Annotated in this window: 14 protein-coding genes and 1 tRNA gene; 7 read left to right on the top strand and 8 right to left on the bottom strand. The window is 54.7% G+C overall.

All coding sequences use genetic code 11. The features are described 5' to 3' along the window. Window positions 1-281 precede the first annotated feature (281 nt). Window positions 282-3,563: a DEAD/DEAH box helicase gene (locus V6N04_RS16915; RefSeq protein ID WP_371171375.1), complete on the top strand. Its 3,282-nt coding sequence runs from the start codon at window positions 282-284 to the stop codon at window positions 3,561-3,563. Window positions 3,564-3,628: 65 nt separating this feature from the next. Here the strand turns inward: V6N04_RS16915 and V6N04_RS16910 are convergent, their stop codons facing one another. Then, on the bottom strand, window positions 3,629-5,248 hold the full coding sequence (locus V6N04_RS16910) for a DnaJ-like cysteine-rich domain-containing protein (RefSeq protein WP_371171374.1): 1,620 nt from the start codon (window positions 5,246-5,248) through the stop codon (window positions 3,629-3,631). 235 nt (window positions 5,249-5,483) lie between these two features. After that, a complete protein-coding gene (locus V6N04_RS16905; protein ID WP_371171373.1) occupies window positions 5,484-6,332 on the bottom strand; it encodes a helix-turn-helix domain-containing protein in 849 nt (282 codons plus the stop codon). 547 nt (window positions 6,333-6,879) lie between these two features. Here V6N04_RS16905 and V6N04_RS16900 point away from each other — a divergent pair. Further along, window positions 6,880-7,995 (top strand): tyrosine-type recombinase/integrase, encoded by a 1,116-nt coding sequence (locus tag V6N04_RS16900; RefSeq protein WP_371171372.1) that lies wholly within the window; start codon window positions 6,880-6,882, stop codon window positions 7,993-7,995. A gap of 15 nt (window positions 7,996-8,010) precedes the next feature. Here V6N04_RS16900 and V6N04_RS16895 read toward each other — a convergent pair. Continuing rightward, window positions 8,011-8,084 (bottom strand) — tRNA-Cys (locus tag V6N04_RS16895). A 261-nt stretch (window positions 8,085-8,345) separates the two neighbouring features. On the opposite strand from V6N04_RS16895, the gene V6N04_RS16890 reads away from it, so the two are divergent. The 3 genes from V6N04_RS16890 (at window position 8,346) to V6N04_RS16880 (ending at window position 11,382) form a co-directional block, all read left to right on the top strand. Further along, complete coding sequence (locus V6N04_RS16890) at window positions 8,346-8,999, top strand: protein-L-isoaspartate O-methyltransferase family protein (RefSeq protein ID WP_371171371.1); 654 nt, start codon at window positions 8,346-8,348, stop codon at window positions 8,997-8,999. Between the two features lie 48 nt (window positions 9,000-9,047). Further along, a complete protein-coding gene (locus V6N04_RS16885) occupies window positions 9,048-10,442 on the top strand; it encodes a TolC family outer membrane protein (protein WP_371171370.1) in 1,395 nt (464 codons plus the stop codon). Window positions 10,443-10,542: 100 nt separating this feature from the next. Beyond that, window positions 10,543-11,382: a hypothetical protein gene (locus V6N04_RS16880; protein ID WP_371171369.1), complete on the top strand. Its 840-nt coding sequence runs from the start codon at window positions 10,543-10,545 to the stop codon at window positions 11,380-11,382. 8 nt (window positions 11,383-11,390) lie between these two features. On the opposite strand, the gene V6N04_RS16875 is transcribed toward V6N04_RS16880, so the two are convergent. Both V6N04_RS16875 and V6N04_RS16870 read right to left on the bottom strand, forming a co-directional pair. Further along, complete coding sequence (locus tag V6N04_RS16875) at window positions 11,391-12,836, bottom strand: cobyric acid synthase (RefSeq protein WP_371171387.1); 1,446 nt, start codon at window positions 12,834-12,836, stop codon at window positions 11,391-11,393. Window positions 12,837-12,959: 123 nt separating this feature from the next. Beyond that, the gene (locus tag V6N04_RS16870; RefSeq protein ID WP_371171368.1) at window positions 12,960-13,277 is read right to left on the bottom strand and encodes a DUF6280 family protein; all 318 of its coding nucleotides are present in this window, start codon (window positions 13,275-13,277) and stop codon (window positions 12,960-12,962) included. A gap of 217 nt (window positions 13,278-13,494) precedes the next feature. Here V6N04_RS16870 and efp point away from each other — a divergent pair, with 217 nt between their 5' ends. Next, window positions 13,495-14,058 carry an elongation factor P gene (gene efp, locus V6N04_RS16865; RefSeq protein WP_371171367.1) on the top strand — a complete coding sequence of 188 codons (564 nt, stop codon included), beginning with the start codon at window positions 13,495-13,497 and terminating at the stop codon, window positions 14,056-14,058. 64 nt (window positions 14,059-14,122) lie between these two features. Then, window positions 14,123-14,668, top strand: a complete 546-nt coding sequence (locus V6N04_RS16860; RefSeq protein ID WP_371171366.1) for a pseudouridine synthase — start codon at window positions 14,123-14,125, stop codon at window positions 14,666-14,668. 70 nt (window positions 14,669-14,738) lie between these two features. Here V6N04_RS16860 and ygfZ read toward each other — a convergent pair whose 3' ends face one another. Genes ygfZ through V6N04_RS16845 form a run of 3 tightly spaced genes read right to left on the bottom strand, consistent with a single transcriptional unit; the run spans window position 14,739 to window position 18,100 of the window. Continuing rightward, entirely contained in the window at window positions 14,739-15,482 is a 744-nt protein-coding gene (gene ygfZ / locus V6N04_RS16855) for a CAF17-like 4Fe-4S cluster assembly/insertion protein YgfZ (RefSeq protein WP_476774979.1), read from the bottom strand. A 54-nt stretch (window positions 15,483-15,536) separates the two neighbouring features. Further along, the gene (locus V6N04_RS16850; RefSeq protein WP_371171364.1) at window positions 15,537-17,417 is read right to left on the bottom strand and encodes an ABC transporter ATP-binding protein; all 1,881 of its coding nucleotides are present in this window, start codon (window positions 17,415-17,417) and stop codon (window positions 15,537-15,539) included. Then, entirely contained in the window at window positions 17,414-18,100 is a 687-nt protein-coding gene (locus V6N04_RS16845) for a protein tyrosine phosphatase family protein (protein ID WP_371171363.1), read from the bottom strand. The genes V6N04_RS16850 and V6N04_RS16845 overlap by 4 nt, the downstream gene beginning before the upstream one ends. Window positions 18,101-18,222 lie beyond the last annotated feature (122 nt).

Raw genomic sequence — 18,222 nt, 5'->3', positions numbered from 1 at the left:
AAGTCCGCATCTTGATCCTTTAGTGGTTTATCATGCGACGGCAGGTGTGCGGATAACACCCGGCATTTGAGACTTTTCCCGTACGGGGAGTTGACCGCAGCCATGGTGTGCGCAAGCCTTGTCGCAAGCCTTGTCGCAAGCCTTGTCGCAAGCCTTGTCGCAAGCCTTGTCGCAAGCCTTGTCGCAAGCCTTGTCGCAAGCCTTGTCGCAAGCCTTGAGATTGAATGGACTCATCTGTTTTGTTTGTTATACTTATGCGTGTGTACCTTTAAGGCATTTGCATGAGCTTGTTTCCTATTTGGCGCGGGGTTGTCCGCATCCCTGCACTTCCCACGAAAATCCAAAAGTTTGGCGCTTCCACTCTTCGCCATAGTCTTTTTGAGAGCTTCGAAGCACAAGCTGAGATTTCTGATATCCCGAACAGTAGCTACAAGCGTATTGCTACCAGATGTAAGCCTCCGTTTGATACCATGCTGCTCCGTCCGAGGGGCGTGAAGCGAGTTGAAAGTGATAAGCTCGTGCTCGCAACTTCCGATAGCGACTGGCACGAGAGTAAGAGGCTTGATGATCTCCAGCTTGAGAACACTGCGTGCCTTGAGAAGGCGCTCTTTTCGCCTGAAGAAGTTACCGCATCATGGGCCGGAGACTTTAGCTTTCGGGAGTATGATCCGGAGACGGAAATTGCAGGCCTCAGGCGTCCTCAGATTGGTTCACTTCATGCGATTTCAGCCCACTTCGCTGTAGGAAGCGAGTTTGAAGAAGCGACCATTGTTCTGCCAACAGGGACAGGGAAGACCGAGACGATGCTGGCTTCGCTGGTATATCGTAAAATTCCCAGACTCCTTGTGCTTGTCCCCTCAGATGCTTTGCGCAAACAGATTTCTAGAAAGTTTGAGAAGCTGGGTATCCTTCGAGATCTTGACTGCGCTCGGGCGGAGACCTTCAACCCAAGCGTATTGACGCTTAAGCAAGGGATTCAGGAACTCGAGCAACTTGAGACAATCCTCAATCAGTGCAACGTCATTGTAACCCTCCCAAACACGCTTGCATCGTGTAGCGATGAAATCTTTGAGCGCCTTTGTCAAAGCTGCTCTGATCTGTACGTTGATGAGTCTCATCACGTTCCCGCTGCGAGTTGGCAAAGGGTGAAAGATCAGTTTTTTGGGCGCAAGGTCATACAGTTCACCGCCACACCGTTCCGGCAAGATCGCAAGCATATCGGCGGCAAGATCATCTTTAATTATCGTCTGAGCGACGCTCAAAGCGATGGTTATTACAAGCCGATCCGCCTTGAGACCGTGGAAGAGTTTGGAGAAACTCATGCTCGGGACTACGCCATAGCCGAAAGAGCACTCGAAGTGCTTCGAGCGGACATAGCAGACAAAAAAGAGCACTTCATGATGGCCCGCGTCACGAGGTGGGAACGAGCGGAAGAAGTCCTGAAAATCTATCAGAATCTGGCACCCGAATTTCACCCAGTAGCGGTATATACGGGAACCGGAAGAGGCCCAAAAAACAAAGCAGCTCTCGAATCTCTGATGAGCCTTGAGCCGAATACATCTCGGATTGTGGTGTGCGTGAATATGCTCGGAGAGGGCTTTGATCTGCCGAACTTGAAAGTTGCAGCGATCCACGAAAATCACAAGAGTCTCGCAGTAACGCTGCAGTTTGTTGGACGATTTACCCGTAAGGCAGACAATGTGGGTGACGCCGCAGTAGTAGTGAACATCGCAGATAGCAACGCGGAAAAGAGCCTCAGAGACCTCTACGCAGAAGGAGCTGACTGGGACCGAGTTATCAGCCGCTTGAGTGAAAACAAAATTCAGGGTGAGCTTGAACTTCAGGAGGTTATCGAAAGCCTCAAGAAAAGTGGGACGCTGCACGAAAAGCTATCGCTTTGGAACCTCAGTCCTAGTCTTTCAACGCAGGTGTATAACACCAAATGTGTCGCTTGGAATCCGCTAGCGTATAAGGAAGTTCTCAAAGGGGCAGGGCAGTACTGGCATGCTCTGAGTGATCAGGAAAACGTCCTGATTGTCGTTGCTTATCTTGAAAGCAACGTGAAGTGGGGACGCTATGAGAGTCTCAAAGAAAGCTCTTATGAGCTGCTGATTGCGTATTGGGATGAGGAGAACAATACACTCTTTATGAACTCGAGTTCGTATGACGCCATGAAAGTTGGATCAGTCGCGACGGCGATCTGCGGGGAGGATACAGAGCTTCTTACTGGCGATCCTGTTTTCCGCGTTCTCAACAATGTGCAGTTGCCACTTGCGAAAAATCTTGGCTCATCCCGTCTCGGGGCGATCAGCTTCACCTCCTACTTCGGACCCAATGTCACGGAAGGCCTCGCGAGTATCGAGGTGCGAGAGTCAGCGCTGAACAACATTGCATGTCTTGGCTATGAAAACGGAGAAAAGGTGCTCTGGGGAGCCGCTGCAAAGAAGGGAAAGATTTGGCAGCAAAGCAGTGGTTCGATCGACGATTGGCTCAAATGGTGTGCGAGCACTTTGCTCAAGCTGCAAGACGCCAGCGATGATGCTGAGAATATCACCAAGGGCTTCCTTCGGCCTCAAACGCTTTTGGCTCCCTACGATCAGCACCCTATCTCTATCCAGTGGGGTGAGTACCTTCAAAGCTCCTTCTCAAACTATCTCTCGCTTCACTTCGGAGAGCATATAGTACCCCTCTATCTCGCAGACTTGCGGATTGATGAGGTCGAAGGGGATGGAGCCATTCTCTACTCAGTTTTCAGCGATGAGCATGCGGCTCAGTTCCGCTTCAAGATCGATGAGAAGGTTCCTAATGGCTATTTTCATGAGCAAATTTCTGGGGAAGTGGTTCGCTTTCAAACGAGCAAGGAGCGCCTGCGAACCTTTGATGAGCAGATGCTCGTTGACCCGCTGCTGGTGCGTTATGTTGACGGCACTTATTCGTATAACAAGTTCCACATTCCCTTTGATCTTGAAGCAGACGACTTTCCTGCCGAGCGGCTTGAAGCGATTGACTGGACGGGCATTGAGCTGAACCGAGAGTCGATGGGGAAAAACAACAAGGAAAACACTGTACAGTACCGTAGTTTTCAGGCGCTCGAGTCAGAACATGACCTCATTTTCAATGACGATGACGCAGGGGAAGCGGCTGACCTTGTCTGCCTCAAAGATGTAAGCTCCGAAGAGATCCGTCTCACGCTCGTACATTGTAAGAATGCCAAAGGCGGGAAGACCTCAGGTGAGATTGAAAATCTCTACACCGTCTGCGGCCAAGCGCAGAAGTCGATAACAGTGAAGCACGAAGGCCTACAGAAGCTTTCGGTCTCACTCAGGAGGCGTCACGAGAAGTGGGCGAAGCAGGGTGCTTCGCGGGTACTAAAGGGTGATCTGAAGCTGCTATCCTACTTTGTTGAAAAGTCTCGAAAAGCCAAACTCACCTTCAGTGTGGTGATTGTTCAGCCATCTGTCAGCGCTCAGACCTACACGCCTGCCATGGCGAAGCTTCTGGCGAACACTGAGCTTTTTTTGAAAAGCACAACTGAGGCAGAATTTCGCTTCATAGGCTCATAGGAAGCCTCGGCGGACAAAGCCCGCTTCTTTCTATTCCGTTCGAAGGCGCGAACCCCAAAATGCCTTCAATGAAAAAGCATGGATAGGCCAAATAGATACTCACCTATGCCGCACATGGTGTTGTCCCAAATGCCTCTTTCGAAGCGACAAACTTGCGAGCCCTTAACTTGAGCGGCGACAACGAATGCAAATGCTTGGGCAGCGGCCAATGCGGCTGCAGAGGCCTTAAGTACTCCAGTGCCGATATCTACTTCCTCGCCGATGGCCTCCAGCGCTCGCTGAGATCGCTTTTCTCTTCGATTTTTGCTTTGCAAGAACCATGCAACCCATGCTCCGTAGATCGGAACGCCAAAATAGACTTTTGCGAGCAACGAGCTGATAGAGCCGCTGGTCGGAATAAGCAGCACGAGTAACAAGGCCGCGAAGGCCAGCCCGCACAAGATTGCAATGGAACGGCTCTCGCCTTCCGTAAGTCTCAATGCAAGGCGTTTGCGGGCTTCTACGGCCAAATCTGTCAACTGCTGGCTTGGATCGAACTTGTTCATCTCGCCCAAGTCGATAGGCGGCTTGTTTCTGATCGCCTCAAGATACGCTCGCCCGAGTGGATAGGCCTTCAGATCGGCAAGTGCGTCGTTCTCCAATAGCTGCACTGTGCGCGCACATATCCGCTCCAGGTACGCAGGTGAGCGATAGGGTTCCATGCTCTCGTGACCCAAAATTAGTGCCGGGTCGTTTTCGCTGTCCGATGCACGGGCCGCATGCGCTATTGCGTCGTATTTGTACTCCCCATTTGCGCCTTCCGCCCGATACTTGAGGTTTTGCCTCTTTAGTGCTGATTTTTGCTTCAGAAAGCCCGGAACTTCGCGCATGTACCGCTCAAAGGTTAATTGGTCATGCTCGCATACGAGTTGAGTTTTTTTGTCAATTACTGGCGTGTAGGTGAGGTTGAAGCCTTCCTTGCCTGCGCCTTGGCATGTCGAGCAGACGTTCTCGCCGGTCCCGGAACAACCACCACATTGGACTTCGCTTCGACCATCGCAGCAGGGGCAGGTGCGACTCCCATTTTGGCATCCACAATATATGCTGCGCCCCTTTCCGCCGCAGCCCGGGCAAGCTCGCGTTCTGGTTTCTAAGCGATAGAATGTCTGTCCGCCAACTCCTCTGTAGGGCACGTTTTCGCTGTAATCTTGCCGTCCACTGCCTCCACAACTGATGCACCTTAGCAGGCCGCTACCATCGCAGTTGGTGCAGGTGACATAGCCACTTGAACAGCTAGTGCATTTTACAACTCTTCTTCCGCCGCAGGAGCGGCATCGTAGCTTGCGGGCTCCACTACAGCTTTGACAGGTTCGGCTGTGGCTGGCGGAGAATGGCTTTTTGAATTGCTCGAATTTTCCGTCTTGGGCCGGGTCGGAGATATATGCCTTCAGCCAGTCACCATTGATGCGGTCATGGAACGTACGGTCTAGCTTGGCCAGAGCTTCAGTGCGGGTGTCGTGCGAGTCTGGCGGCGCAGTTTCTTCCACAACTTCTTTTTCGAGAGTGACTGTTGCTTTCACCGAGAACGAGAAGGTCGCCGTCTCAATGTTGAACTGCCGATCTTCCTCCGAACCCGTATCGATCTGGTCCTGTGCGATGATCTGCTGAAGGCGCGAGCCTATCCTGTTTGCTTGTTCGTTGATCATGGTGCGAGGCGGGCTCTTCGGGTTTGGCGTCTGGTCTTGAACAATACGAAGAGCCTACTCAAAGGCTTCATCTCTTTGTTGGAGCCTGGAAAATAGTTTACTTTTCGATTGCGCTTTGGGTGTCGAGGCCGCAAGCTTTCCCGCAAGCTTTCCCGCAAGCTTTCCCGCAAGCTTTCCCGCAAGCTTTCCCGCAAGCTTTCCCGCAAGCTTTCCCGCAAGCCTTCTGAAGCGGGATTCAAGGATCAGTCTCCGCCATCCTTTCCCGGATCATGTCCAGAACTCCGTTAGCTTTCATTCTACGGACCTCTGTCACGCGGGTAAGAGCTTGGTCAAATTGCTTATCGTCGCCAGTTGCGTAGGAGTGCTGCAAGAGCTGGAATTGCTGTTCAACGCTTTCGGCAAGAGCCTCGTCGCTATGCCCATCAAGTATTGGGCTTTGGTAGCTTGGGTTCTTAAGCTCTTTGTCTAGTTCTTCAGCCATTTCCTCATCGGCCAGATCATCCGTCAACCGTTGTGCCACTCTCTTGATCGAATGATCCGTCCGCCGAACGGAGACTGGCCAGTCGGCGACTTTGAGGACAACGTGTGCTATGACCTTATCGACTGGCGCGGAACGATAGGCTTTTAAGCAAGCTGCAAAGAGGCTGATGGCAAGCCTGGCGTCGTCCAGTCGGCACCGCCTGTGCGGTACTTCCGGCGGTAGTCCAAAGATATCGGATAGCTCAACGTCACCGCGGGTGACGATCTTTTCGACTATGTCGCCGGGTACGGGCGTAACGCCAGTCTCATAGTTGTAAAGTGAACGGCGAGTAACACCCAATTCATCGGCGAAATCTGTTCGGGATAGCCCGCGTTTCTTGCGATAGTCGGTAATGCCCTTCGCAAGTGAGGCTGGCTTTCGTGTTCGCTTGAGTTCTTTTGTGCGCTTCTCGGCAAGGTTGAATTCATACCTCTTCTGCCATGCTGCACGGCGCTGTTTGTCGTCCCAAGTTTCGAGTCGGCGAAGACTTCCGTCATTCCCAAAATTGAAACCTCGTCCATTAAACATCTCAGCACCCAAAATTATGAGAAAATATCTTCCCATAGATACTGAAGGTTTGTCTAGGGCGGGATTGCCTCTGGAAATGTGCAGAAACCTGTAGAAACCTGAATTTCAATACATTTAGGTGAGGCTTCAAGTGCAAAATCTCGAAGATATGCTAACCCCAGAGGAATGGTGCAAAAGGTTGCGCAAGACGGGTGCAGTCGTGTCAGCTCGGGCGTTGCGGACCAAGGCTCGAGAGCATGGTCAGTTCTATTCGATAGGTCGAGCAATGATGCTGAGCGCCAAGCAACTCGAAACACTCATGAGCCTCGATGCCTCAAACACGGGGGCTGAGTGATGGATTTCAGCGTTAAAGCAATCAGCCTAGTTTCGTCTGATGACCTCGCTGCGGCGCTTGGTTTTGCATCCCCGAACGATGCGTTTCGCGGGTTTTGTCGCAATTTGGGGATCACGCCAGTTCGAAGAAACCCGAACTTCTTCGACCCCAAGCTTGTAAGGCTCCGCTTGGATCAAGCCCAAGGGCTGCCAGCAGCTATCGCCGCAGGTGCGAATGAAGGTGACCTAGTTGCAGCAAGGAGGGCAAGGCGTGCCGCGCAGTAGTTTGCCAAAAGGAGTTCATAGGGTCCGACGTAAGACTGTCGAAGGCATTCGGTACCATTTCTATGCCTGGCGGGGTGGTCCAAAATTTTGGACTGACACGGTCAGAGAGCCACGTGATCCAAAATTTCTGATCGCTTACGCCGAAGCGATCAAGACGCGGCATTTAGTCGACTATATGACGCCGCAAATGGTGGACGACTTCCTGGACAGTACAGCGATGCCCAAGGGCGAACGAACACAGGCTGACTACAGGAAGTGGGCGCTACGTTTTGCAGAAGAGTTCGTCGACGACCCTGCGATGCTTTGGGAAAACCCAAAGTCGCGCGGGGAGTTGAACGAGTGGCGGGCCAAGTGGAAAGACTCGCCTAAGCAGCATGACTATGCTGGAACCGTTGCCGTGCGCATTCTGAATTGGGCTCGTGACGAAGGGAGGATCGCTGCGCACTACTGCGACCGCCTTCACCGTATTTACTCCGTGGATCGGGCTGAGATTGTTTGGACCGAAGCGGACCAACAAGCGTTCAAAGACGCTGCGCCATCTTGGGTGAAGCGCGTGATGATACTCGCGTGCGAAACAGGACTGAGGCCCGCAGACCTGGTGCGCCTGACACGAGGCAACCTTGAAAGCTTCGACGGGATTGACCGCTTTCGGGTGCGTACTCAGAAGCGAGGGCGGGTAGCGCATATCCCTGTAACGCCGGAACTGCGACAGTTGATCGACGAAACGCCCGCCGATCAGCTCGTTTTGCTGGTCAATGACCGGAATAAACCGCTTCGGCCAACATCGGCTAGCCGAGCCATCACACGATACCGAGACCGCATAGCTGAAAAGCTGAGCGATCCGACGCTCAGGCTCCAGGATACGCGCGGAACGGCTGCCACAAGGCTTCTTCGGGCAGGTCTGGGACTGAACCAAATCGCAAATCACATGGGTTGGTCGCTTCGTTACGCCGCCGCTGTGATCGAACATTATGCCGCTGTTTCGCCTGCTGAGAGCGCGGAAGTCCTCGACTTACTGCAGCGCGAAAAGCAGCGCCGCGAGGGCAAAACTGTAAACGCAACTGTAAACGCCCTTAACGGGGCAAAGAGAGGAGAGAGCTAAGTGCTTGAAATTAAATGGAGGCGAGTACCGGAATCGAACCGGTGTACACGGATTTGCAATCCGCTGCGTCACCACTCCGCCAACTCGCCTTACGTCCCGTGTCTCAGGGCTTGGTGGTGTGGGCGTGTCGTAGGCGTATTTGTGGCCAAGCGCAAGTCCAAACCTAGCTGTTTGGCGATCGATTTCCGGTCGATCATGGGCATCTAGCTAGCGGCACATCACCCCGGTAAAGCGAAAGAGGTGCGTATCATGAATATTGGTCATCGTCGCGGAAGCCGCTTGCGGGATTGCTGAGGCTGACTATCTATGGCAAGACACTTAACTAACGTCTTTAAAATGATAGGCCTAACATGACCGATTTTGCCATGCGCCGCTCGATGATGGTGGACACACAGGTTCGCCCGTCGGATGTAACCAAATTCCCGATTATTGATGCGATGCTGTCAGTGCCGCGCGAGGATTATGTGCCAGACGGAAAGCGCGAAGCGGCTTATATGGGAGAGAACATCTCGTTGGGCGGCGACCGGGTCGTGCTTGAGCCCCGCACATTGGCCAAGATGCTCGATGCAGCGGATATCCAGCCAGATGAACTCGTGCTCGATCTGGGGTGCGGATTGGGGTACAGCGCTGCGGTGTTGGCCCGGTTGGCGGATTTCGTGATTGCTGTTGAAGAAGACGACGCGATGGCGACCGAGGCACAAACAGCGCTTTCCGAGCACGGAGCAGACAATGTGGCTGTGATTGCCGGCCCGTTGATTGAAGGGAGCGCCAAGAACGCCCCCTACGACGTGATCATGATAGAAGGTGCCGTGGAAACGGTGCCAAGCATGATTACGGACCAGCTTAAGGATGGTGGACGGATTTGTGCTATCTTTGCCGATGGCATGCTTGGCACCGCAAAGATCGGCTACAAGATTGATGGTGACATCGTTTGGCGTCACGGTTTCAGCGCGGGGGCCCCTTTGTTGCAAGGCTTTCAAAAGCCAAGCGCTTTCGTACTTTGATTTAGCCAATAAGCGACTTAGCGTCGGCCGCGAACAAGAGGTGCCAAAATGAGTAAATTCATCAATTCCAAGTGGGCCGGATACGCGCTGGGAGCGGTTCTGACAGCCACCGGAGCCTCTGCCGTGATGGCGGAAAGCCTGTCCGATGCGATGGCGTCAGCGTACAAGCACAGCGGATTGCTGGAGCAAAACCAAGCTCTGCTGCGGGCTGCGGATGAAGATGTTGCAATTGCTCAGGCAGCCTTGCGTCCGACGTTAAGCTATGCCCTGCAAACTGGATTTGCCGATCCCAATCTTTCGGTTTCCGGAAATTCCGGTTGGGCGACATCGGCAGAGTTGACCGCTCAGATTCTGATTTTCGATTTTGGTCGCGGAAAAATGGGGCTGGAGGCTCAGAAAAGCCTGGTCATGGCGACGCGCGATAGCTTGAAAGGGGTCGAGCAGCAGATTTTGCTTCGTGCGGTGAAGGCATATCTGGATGTTCGATCTGCCGCGGAAAACGTGCAACTTCAACAAAACTCGGTACGTGTCCTGACGCAAGAGCTGCGTGCGGTGAATGACCGTTTCGAAGTGGGTGAAGTGACGCGAACAGATGTGGCACTATCCCAAGCCCGCATCGCAGCTGCGCGCGCGGCAGAGGCATCTGCGCGTGGTAATCTTGCCATCGCACGCGAGGAATACCGCGTTGCAACCGGGCATCTTCCGGGGCCATTGTCGGCGCCGCCTGCGCTTCCCACAACGGCCAAGACGCTTGAGGCAGCCAAGGCGGTCGCTCGCCAAAACCACCCGGATATCCTTGCCGCGCAGAACAATGTCGCTGCAGCAGATCTTGCGATAGGAATCGCACAAGCTGCGATGAAGCCCTCGATTGTGGGCAACGCCGAGACGAAATGGCAGCAACAAGGAGGTCAAGACAGCACCTCAGCATCCGTCGGCATCAGGCTTCAAGGTACAATCTATGCGGGCGGACGGCTGTCGGCTGAATACCGTAAAGCCGTGGCGCAGGCCGAAGCCGCAAAGGCTGGGCTGCACTATGCGCGCCATGGTGTTGATCAGGGGGTCGCGAATGCCTGGGCGCAGTTGGCGATTGCACGTGCGTCACTGGAAGCCACAGATCGACAAATTCGCGCGAACCGAGTTGCGTTGCGCGGGACACGCGAAGAGGCGTCGCTGGGGTCACGGACAACATTGGATGTGTTGAACGCCGAACAGGACCTTGTGCAAGCTCAGACCAACCGTGTGAATGAGCAATCAAATCAATATCTTGCCGTTTACTCACTTCTGTCTGCCATGGGTCTTTTAACGGCGGAGCATCTGAACCTTGGTGTCGTCATCTATGATCCCGAAGCCTATTTTAACGCCGTGAAATCGGCCCCGGTGCATCGCATCAGTCCGCAGGGTCAGCGGTTAGACAGCCTGTTGGAAACACTTGGCAAAAAATGAAACAGTTCGTTTAGTTGTGCGAACGCCGCTCATTGGGTAGAGTTCCTGTAATGAAGGCCGGATCGACCGGCCCAAGGAGCAACTATGCAGGTGGTTTTGCATGTCTGACCCGGTTTCAAATGCCGAGATTGAGGACGTTCTTTCATCGATTCGACGTCTGATTTCCGAAAGTAATACGCCTTCAGGGCCTGATGCGTCTGCGAAAGCTGACAAGCTGGTTCTGACGCCGGCATTTCGCGTGCACGACGACGAAGCAGCGCCGAAGGTTCCGCCCAAGGCCAGCGCAAGTACTCCCGTTTCCCGGGTTGAAGATGCGGCGCCAGCTGCCGATATATCGGTTGTACCAGACGACACGACGCCGGTGTTTTCGCATCGCGGGTATTCAAAAGCTCCGGTTGAGGATGCTGAAGAATTGCCGCTGAAAACGGATGACGCCAGGCCGACGACTGGCGCCCGAACAGGCCCGATTGATGTGGCGGAGGAGAAGATCTCTGATCGCTTCGATTCTTGGGAGCCTGACGAGGGAGAGGAAACCACCGCCTCAGATGTGCTTAAGTTCCATGCAGCTCGGTTGAACGCAGACCGACCAGATGGCAGTGAGCCGATTGTAGGAGAGGCCGATATTCAGGCTTGGCCATCCGATAAGCCCGTGCCGGACGCACCTTACGTGGACGTACAGAATGAAGATTCTGCTGACGAGGCGATCGTGCTGACACCCACAGATCAGACCCAGCCGACATTGCGTAACCTACCTTCCAAATCTGTGGAGATTGTCGGTGAAGATACAGACATCATCGATGAAGAGGTGGTACAGGCAATGGTCGCCAGACTTGTTCGCGAAGAGCTTCAGGGAGAGGTGGGCGAGAAAATCACCCAATCTATTCGTCGCTTTGTTCGCCGTGAGATCGAACGCGCGATCACCCTAAAAGGCTTGGAGTAAACGCGCGGTTAGTGCGCAATCTCAAGGAACAAATCTAGGTTTAACTCTGTCTCGAGATGTTGGGCCAGATCGTCCAGTGTTTTGTCTACTTGGGCTTCAAATCCGGTCTGACAACCTTCTGCCCCAAGGGTTTGAAGGTAAGTGTCGCGAAACGCGTCGGCCGAAAACAATCCGTGTAGATAGCAGCCCAAGATACGGCCATCGGCGGTTGCCGCACCTTCTTTCTGACCATCTATTGATAGCCATGCATTCGCGCGATCAGGGCCGTCCGTTTGGCCCAAATGAATTTCATACCCCTCCACTGGACACCCCGTTGCAAGGTGGACAGCCTGCGTCAGTGCAAGAGTTTTCTTAGGCTCTAGGTGAGTGACGACATCTAAATGTCCAAGGCCGGGAACGCGCCCGGGTGGCCCTTCGATTCCGTCATTGTCGATGATCTCGCGCCCCAGCATTTGGTAACCGCCACATATGCCGATGACATGTCCGCCGCGCCGGATGTGGGCGTGCAGGTCGATGTCCCAGCCTTGTGCGCGAAAGTCCGCAAGATCGGCAATTGTGGATTTCGAGCCGGGGATAAGTACGACATCCGCGTCACCGGGCAACGGACGGCCCGGTTCGATAATGTCGACCGTCACATTAGGTTCGTTCACCAGTGGGTCCAGATCGTCAAAATTGGCAATGCGGTTCAGGCGTGGCACTGCGATTTTGAATGCGCCACCGGGGCGGGTGGCAATGTCCATCACATCTTCGGCCGGTAGACGCCATGCGTCCGCGAACCAAGGTAAAGTGCCAAGGTCACGCCATCCGGTGCGGCGCGCAATCTCGGCAGCGCCCTCAGCAAATAATGTGGGGTCTCCACGGAACTTGTTTACCAGAAATGCTTTGATCCGGTTGCGATCATTGTCTGGGAGGACCGCGTGTGTTCCAACAAGTTGGGCAATCACGCCGCCTCGGTCGATATCACCTGCCAGCACAACCGGTAGATCGGCGGCCTCAGCAAAGCCCATATTCGCGATGTCACCATTGCGAAGGTTTACCTCTGCGGGGCTGCCGGCCCCCTCCACAATTACTAGGTCGCGCCCATGGCCAAGCCTGTGGAAGCTTTCAAGCACACGCGGCATCAGCTCGGCTTTCGCTTTGCCATAGTCACGCGCCTTCATTGTGGCAAAGCGTTGGCCCTGAACGATGACCTGCGCGCCGGTATCCGTCTCGGGCTTCAGTAGCACGGGATTCATGTCAACCACGGGATCCAAGCCGCAGGCGCGAGCCTGCAGAGCTTGCGCGCGCCCAATCTCGCCGCCATCAACGGTGACGGCAGCGTTGTTCGACATGTTTTGCGGCTTGAATGGCGCGACGTTCAGTCCACGCTTCACACAAGCGCGCGCAATCCCCGCTACCAGCAGAGACTTGCCAACGTTTGAGCCCGCGCCCTGTATCATGATCGCTTTGGTCATAAAGGTTGAATAGGTGCTTTTCACACACCTGCCCAGTGCTGATGCGACCCAAACCTTGCTACAAACGAAAAACGCGCCCAAAACTGGGGCGCGTCATTCGAATTCAGGCTGTTGGTACTGGGGTTAAGCAGCTTCTGCCTGGGCCGCGTTGCGACGTTCGCTTTCCTCGCGGCTCAGCGCCACCGAGGTACGGATACCTTTAGAGACGAACTCCATCAGGCCTTTCACGACGCGTTCGTTCGGGTCGATACCCGCACAGCTCAGCACTTCACGTCCGTCACGCGAACGTGCCCAACGGGCGATTTGATCCGGCCCGTTGCCATATTTTTTGTCGTCTGCAATCGCGTCATCCAACGCGGCAAGCACCACTGCAGCAAATAGCTTGCGCGAGCGATTGCCCTGTTCGTTGTTGAAAGCAGTACCGTCTACGGAGTCCAGCATGGTCGTCCTTTTTTATTCTTGCTCTTGCGCTCATCGGAGTAGCGGACAATATGGCGTTTTCTGTGCGATTCGGTATCCCCGCAGCCGCATGTCTGCTATGCGCTATTTGCATGGCTTGATTGTCGGAATTGGCAAGATAGCGCTATCTTGCCAGACCCGGACCGCCAAGATATAGGTGCAGGTCAACAGAGTTCAACCTTTTGAGAAGGTTTAAGAGATGCCCAAGATCAATGGTAACGAAATTCGCCCCGGCAATGTGCTGGAACACAATGATGGCCTGTGGGCTGCGGTAAAAGTCGACCACGTGAAGCCCGGTAAGGGCGGCGCGTTCGCTCAGGTCGAAATGAAGAACCTGCGCAATGGCTCCAAGCTGAATGAACGGTTCCGGTCGGCCGATAAAGTCGAGCGCGTGCGCCTTGAACAGAAAGACCAGCAGTTCCTTTATGAAGATGACGGGATGCTGATCTTCATGGACACCGAGACCTACGAGCAAAATCAGATCCCCGCCGATCTGCTGGGCGAACGCCGCCCGTTCTTGCAAGATGGCATGACGATTGTGGTCGAATTCTATGACACCGAGGCGCTGAACGCCACGCTGCCCCAGAAGGTCACCTGCACCATTGAAGAGACCGAGCCAGTGGTCAAAGGCCAGACAGCTGCCAACAGCTTCAAGCCCGCACTTTTGGACAATGGCGTGCGCATCTCGGTTCCGCCTTTTGTCGGGCAAGGCGAGGCAATTGTGGTCAACACCGAGACCATGGAATACTCCGAGCGCGCCTGATATGCGTTCGGTATGAGGAACAGGGCAGGGCGGTCGCCTTGCCCTTTTTCATTGGGAGTTTTCTGTGACGACAATCCTGTTCAACAAGCCGTTCAATGTGCTGTCTCAGTTCACCGACAAGGGGACAGAGGGCAGCGATAGGCAAACGCTGTCAGACTACATTGATGTCCCCGGTGTGTATGCGGCGGGACGTCTTGATCGTGACAGCGAGGGGTTGTTGGTCCTGACGGATGACGGTCGGCTACAGGCCAAACTTGCAAACCCGAAGCACAAGGTTGCAAAAACATACTGGGTACAAGTCGAAGGCTTGCCGGATGACGCCGCACTCAAGGCACTACGCGACGGTGTCGATCTGAAAGACGGACGAACGCGACCTGCCAATGCGCGCCTGATTGATGAACCCGAAGGGCTTTGGCAACGCACGCCACCAATCCGGGTTCGAAAATCCGTGCCTGATTGCTGGATTGAGTTGAAGATTTCGGAAGGCAAGAACCGACAAGTCCGCCGAATGACCGCCGCTGTCGGTCACCCCACTTTGCGCCTTATCCGGCATGGTATTGGAGCTTACACGTTGGATGGCCTGGGACAGGGAAAATGGCGTTACGCCTAAGATACCGCCCCAATTCTCTTTCCGAAAATATCCCGGGGGTGAGCCACAAAGTGGCGAGGGGCAGAGCCCCTTAGCCGTCCCAACTCACAGACGCGCCACCAGCAATCATACCCGTGCCCGCGCGGTCAAAGCGCAAATAAGCGATGGCCTTCCCATCCGACTGCGTAAACAGCATGCCCACCGGCTTACCATCCCGCGTGATCGGAGTGGCCACTGGAGCGTCGCCAATCACATCGACTGTCGCAAACCCTTTTTTCAGTTCCGTCTTGTGCTTCATACGGGCAGTGACCTCTTGTCCGACGTAACAGCCTTTGCGGAAATCGACACCGCTCAGACGCTCGAAACCAGCTTCGAGCAGATAGGAGTCAGATGTTAGCTCAATCCCGGTTTCCGGGATGCAATGAGCGACGCGAATGGCGTCCCAGTTTACGCCCGCTTCGCCTGGCCGCCCGTCATAGCCTCGCCAGCCAAGGGCTGGATGGCGAGGGTCGGCATATGCACCCTCCGAAGGCGTCCCTAAGCCGCGTGCCGGCGTAATATCCGTGGCCTCAATCGCGACATCGGCGCGCAACTTGTACATGGCCAAACGTTGCGCAAGCGAAGGAGCAATGTCTGAGGACACATCAACCAATATTGCGTCGTCATCGGGCACCAAGAAGAAATCCGCAAGATATTTACCCTGAGGCGTCAGCAGAGCCGCATAGACGATCCCGTCTGCGAGCTTCTTGACGTCGTTGGAAACGAGGCCTTGCAAGAAGTCCTCCCGATCTTTGCCGGTGATACGCAGTACTGTACGGGTCGAGGTTGTGGTCATCATGATCTCCTGTCGCACGTCAGATATAGTCGTGTGTGCACCAAACAAAAGAGGTCAATCGCGTTTACGGCCCCAAAGCCCGCCGGTGAACAAACGACGCAGGGACCAACGGGCGGGTTCTTGCGCGTCAAACGTGACATCACGACGTGTCCGTCGTGACCTTTGCGCAGGTGTCGCAGTTGTTCCGTCGCCATCTTGGAACTGTAGTTTGTAGAGCTGCGCATAGATGCCACCGCGTTCCAGCAGCTCATCATGGGTACCTTGATCGACAACCTTGCCCTGATCCATCACGACGATCTTGTCCGCATCGCGCACAGTCGCCAATCGGTGAGCAATGACCAATGTGGTGCGGTTCTTAGACAGCTCATCCAGCGCCTTCTGCACCAGCTTCTCTGATTTCGCATCAAGCGCTGAGGTCGCTTCGTCCAGCAAAAGGAAAGGCGCATCCCGTAACACCGCGCGCGCGATGGCGACCCGTTGACGCTGCCCACCCGAGAGGTTCGATCCGCGCGGACCAGCCTGTGTGTCCCGGCCGTTTTCCATACGCGGTAGAAAGTCGGATACATGGGCCACATCAAGCGCGTGGTTCAGCTTTTTCTCGTCGACGTCCTTCCGACCCATCAGGATGTTGTCGCGCAGGGTTTCGTCAAAAAGCAGAGCTTCTTGGGCCACCACGGAAAACAGTCCCCGAAGCTGATCCAGCGGGAGCTTTGTGACATCTGCGCCCCCAATCGTAACCTGTCCTGTCTTAGCGTCGGCCAATCGGGTGAGCAGATTGAATATCGTACTTTTCCCCGCGCCAGATGCCCCAACCAACGCGGTTGTTTTGCCGGCTTCGGCGGTGAAGCTGGCACCGCGCAAGACCGGTGTATCCCCGTAAGAGAAGACGACGTCTTTTAATTCGATCTTTGCCTTGCGCGCTGGGCCAGGCAGTGCAGCAGGTTTGGGGGGTGACAAGATCGACGGACGCTCATTGAAAACGCTTCGAATGCGTTCCAAACTGGCCATGGCCGCCTGCCAACCGCCCGATACTTTACCGAGGTTGCGCAACGGATCGAACACCAACGCCATGGCTGTGAAGAAACTCATGAACTCGCCGACGGTTTTGGCGCCAGAGTTGATCTGAATGCCGCCATAGACCAGGACGCCAAAAAAACCGACAGCGGCGATGATGTCCACCATCGCAACAATGCCGCCCTGATAGCTTGTGCTTTGCAGGTGGGTGCGGGCAAAGGTACTGACTTCGCGATCAACGCGCCCCTGTTCGTGGCGTTCTGTGCCTGACAGTTTGATCGAGTTGATGCCATGGAAAATTTCGTCCAGACGGGTCGAGATTTGGGCCGCAGCCCCCCGACTATCGGTTGTGGTGCGCCGCACGCGTTTTTGCAAAATATTCATGGGGATCGTCAGGATCGGTGCGGCAGCAACCGCCACGACGACCCAGAGCCAATCAATCCAAAGTGCAACGCCAAGCAGGGCCAAAAGCGAAACAACATCACGCGCGACGGCCGCTAGCACGACTTCCCAGATGTTTGCGATGGCTTGCGTGTCGCCACGCACCCGTTCAATCAAAGTGCCGGGAGAGTTGTCGCGAAAGAAGCTGCTGTCGAGCGTCAGCATATGCGCAACCATGTCTGATTGAAGCTTCGCCGCGACACGCTGCCCGACATAGACCATCAAGATGCGATGGCCTAACGCAGCAAAGGCACGCACGATGAAGATTCCGGCAACCGCAAGCGCGACCCCAAAAATCGATGCGCGATGCCCAGACGAAAAGGCCACATCGAACATGGGCCGGATCATGTAGCTTAGGCCACCAAGCGCCAGACCCTCTAGCAACATCAGGAACATCGCAGCGAACAGCGGCCACCGATAAGCGCGCATGTAGCTTTTCCACATCCAGCGGATCATGTCAGTGCGCTTGGTGTCGCTCATCCTTTGCTCCGCTTGGCGTGAAACGAGGCGGTGATCGCCTCGGGGTCGTAGTGGTTGGTTAACCAATCCCGGACCGAAATTGGATCGTCTTCAAAGTGGTCCGCGTATGTCTCAAGAAGATGATCCAGAATACCGGCCTTTGACCAGCGCTGATGCGCGTATTTCAACGACAGTTGCGCGCGCGCCGCGTCCAAATCGGCTCCTTTTTGGTCCAACAAGTAAAGTGCGGCGGCAATACCGGTTCGATCTGCACCGGATTTGCAATGGATCAGCATGGGTTTCTCGACCGTTTCCATAAGATCGAGCAGATGCAGATAGTCCTCTTTGCTGCCCAACACGCGTGCGAAAAGTTCATGATCATAAAGGGTCATGCCATAGTCGGCGCAGGCTTCTTTTTCGAACAGGTAATAGGAATATGTATCTTCGCCACGCAGGTTGATGACCGATTTAATCCCGATATCCGCGAGCTTTGGAAAATGCACGGGGTCGGGTTGGTTTGACCGCCAAGCCTCATCTGACAGCTTATAACGGTTGGGCAATATACGCCGCAGGAAGGCGTGATCCACCAGATTGTTGTGACGGCGCGCCGCCTGGCGTCCCTCTGGCGTCGAGATATCTGTGCCGAACGAGCGTTTCCAATTGCGCTCTGTCTGTTTGATCCGGGCATGAAGCTTGGAAAACATGGTGTCTCTGGTGGCTTGGCCCGGCAAGTTACGGGCAATTCCTTCGCCATGTAACCTGTCAGGCAGGCCCATACAAGATCAGGTGCGCCGACACGTCTTGACGGCACCTGGGGCTGGCAGTA

Origin of the sequence: Aliiroseovarius conchicola, from assembly GCF_041403445.1 — a bacterium.
Classification (GTDB): Bacteria; Pseudomonadota; Alphaproteobacteria; order Rhodobacterales; family Rhodobacteraceae; genus Aliiroseovarius; species Aliiroseovarius conchicola.
Note: the sequence above shows the minus strand (reverse complement) of the source record. Positions and strands in the feature narration are given on the sequence as shown.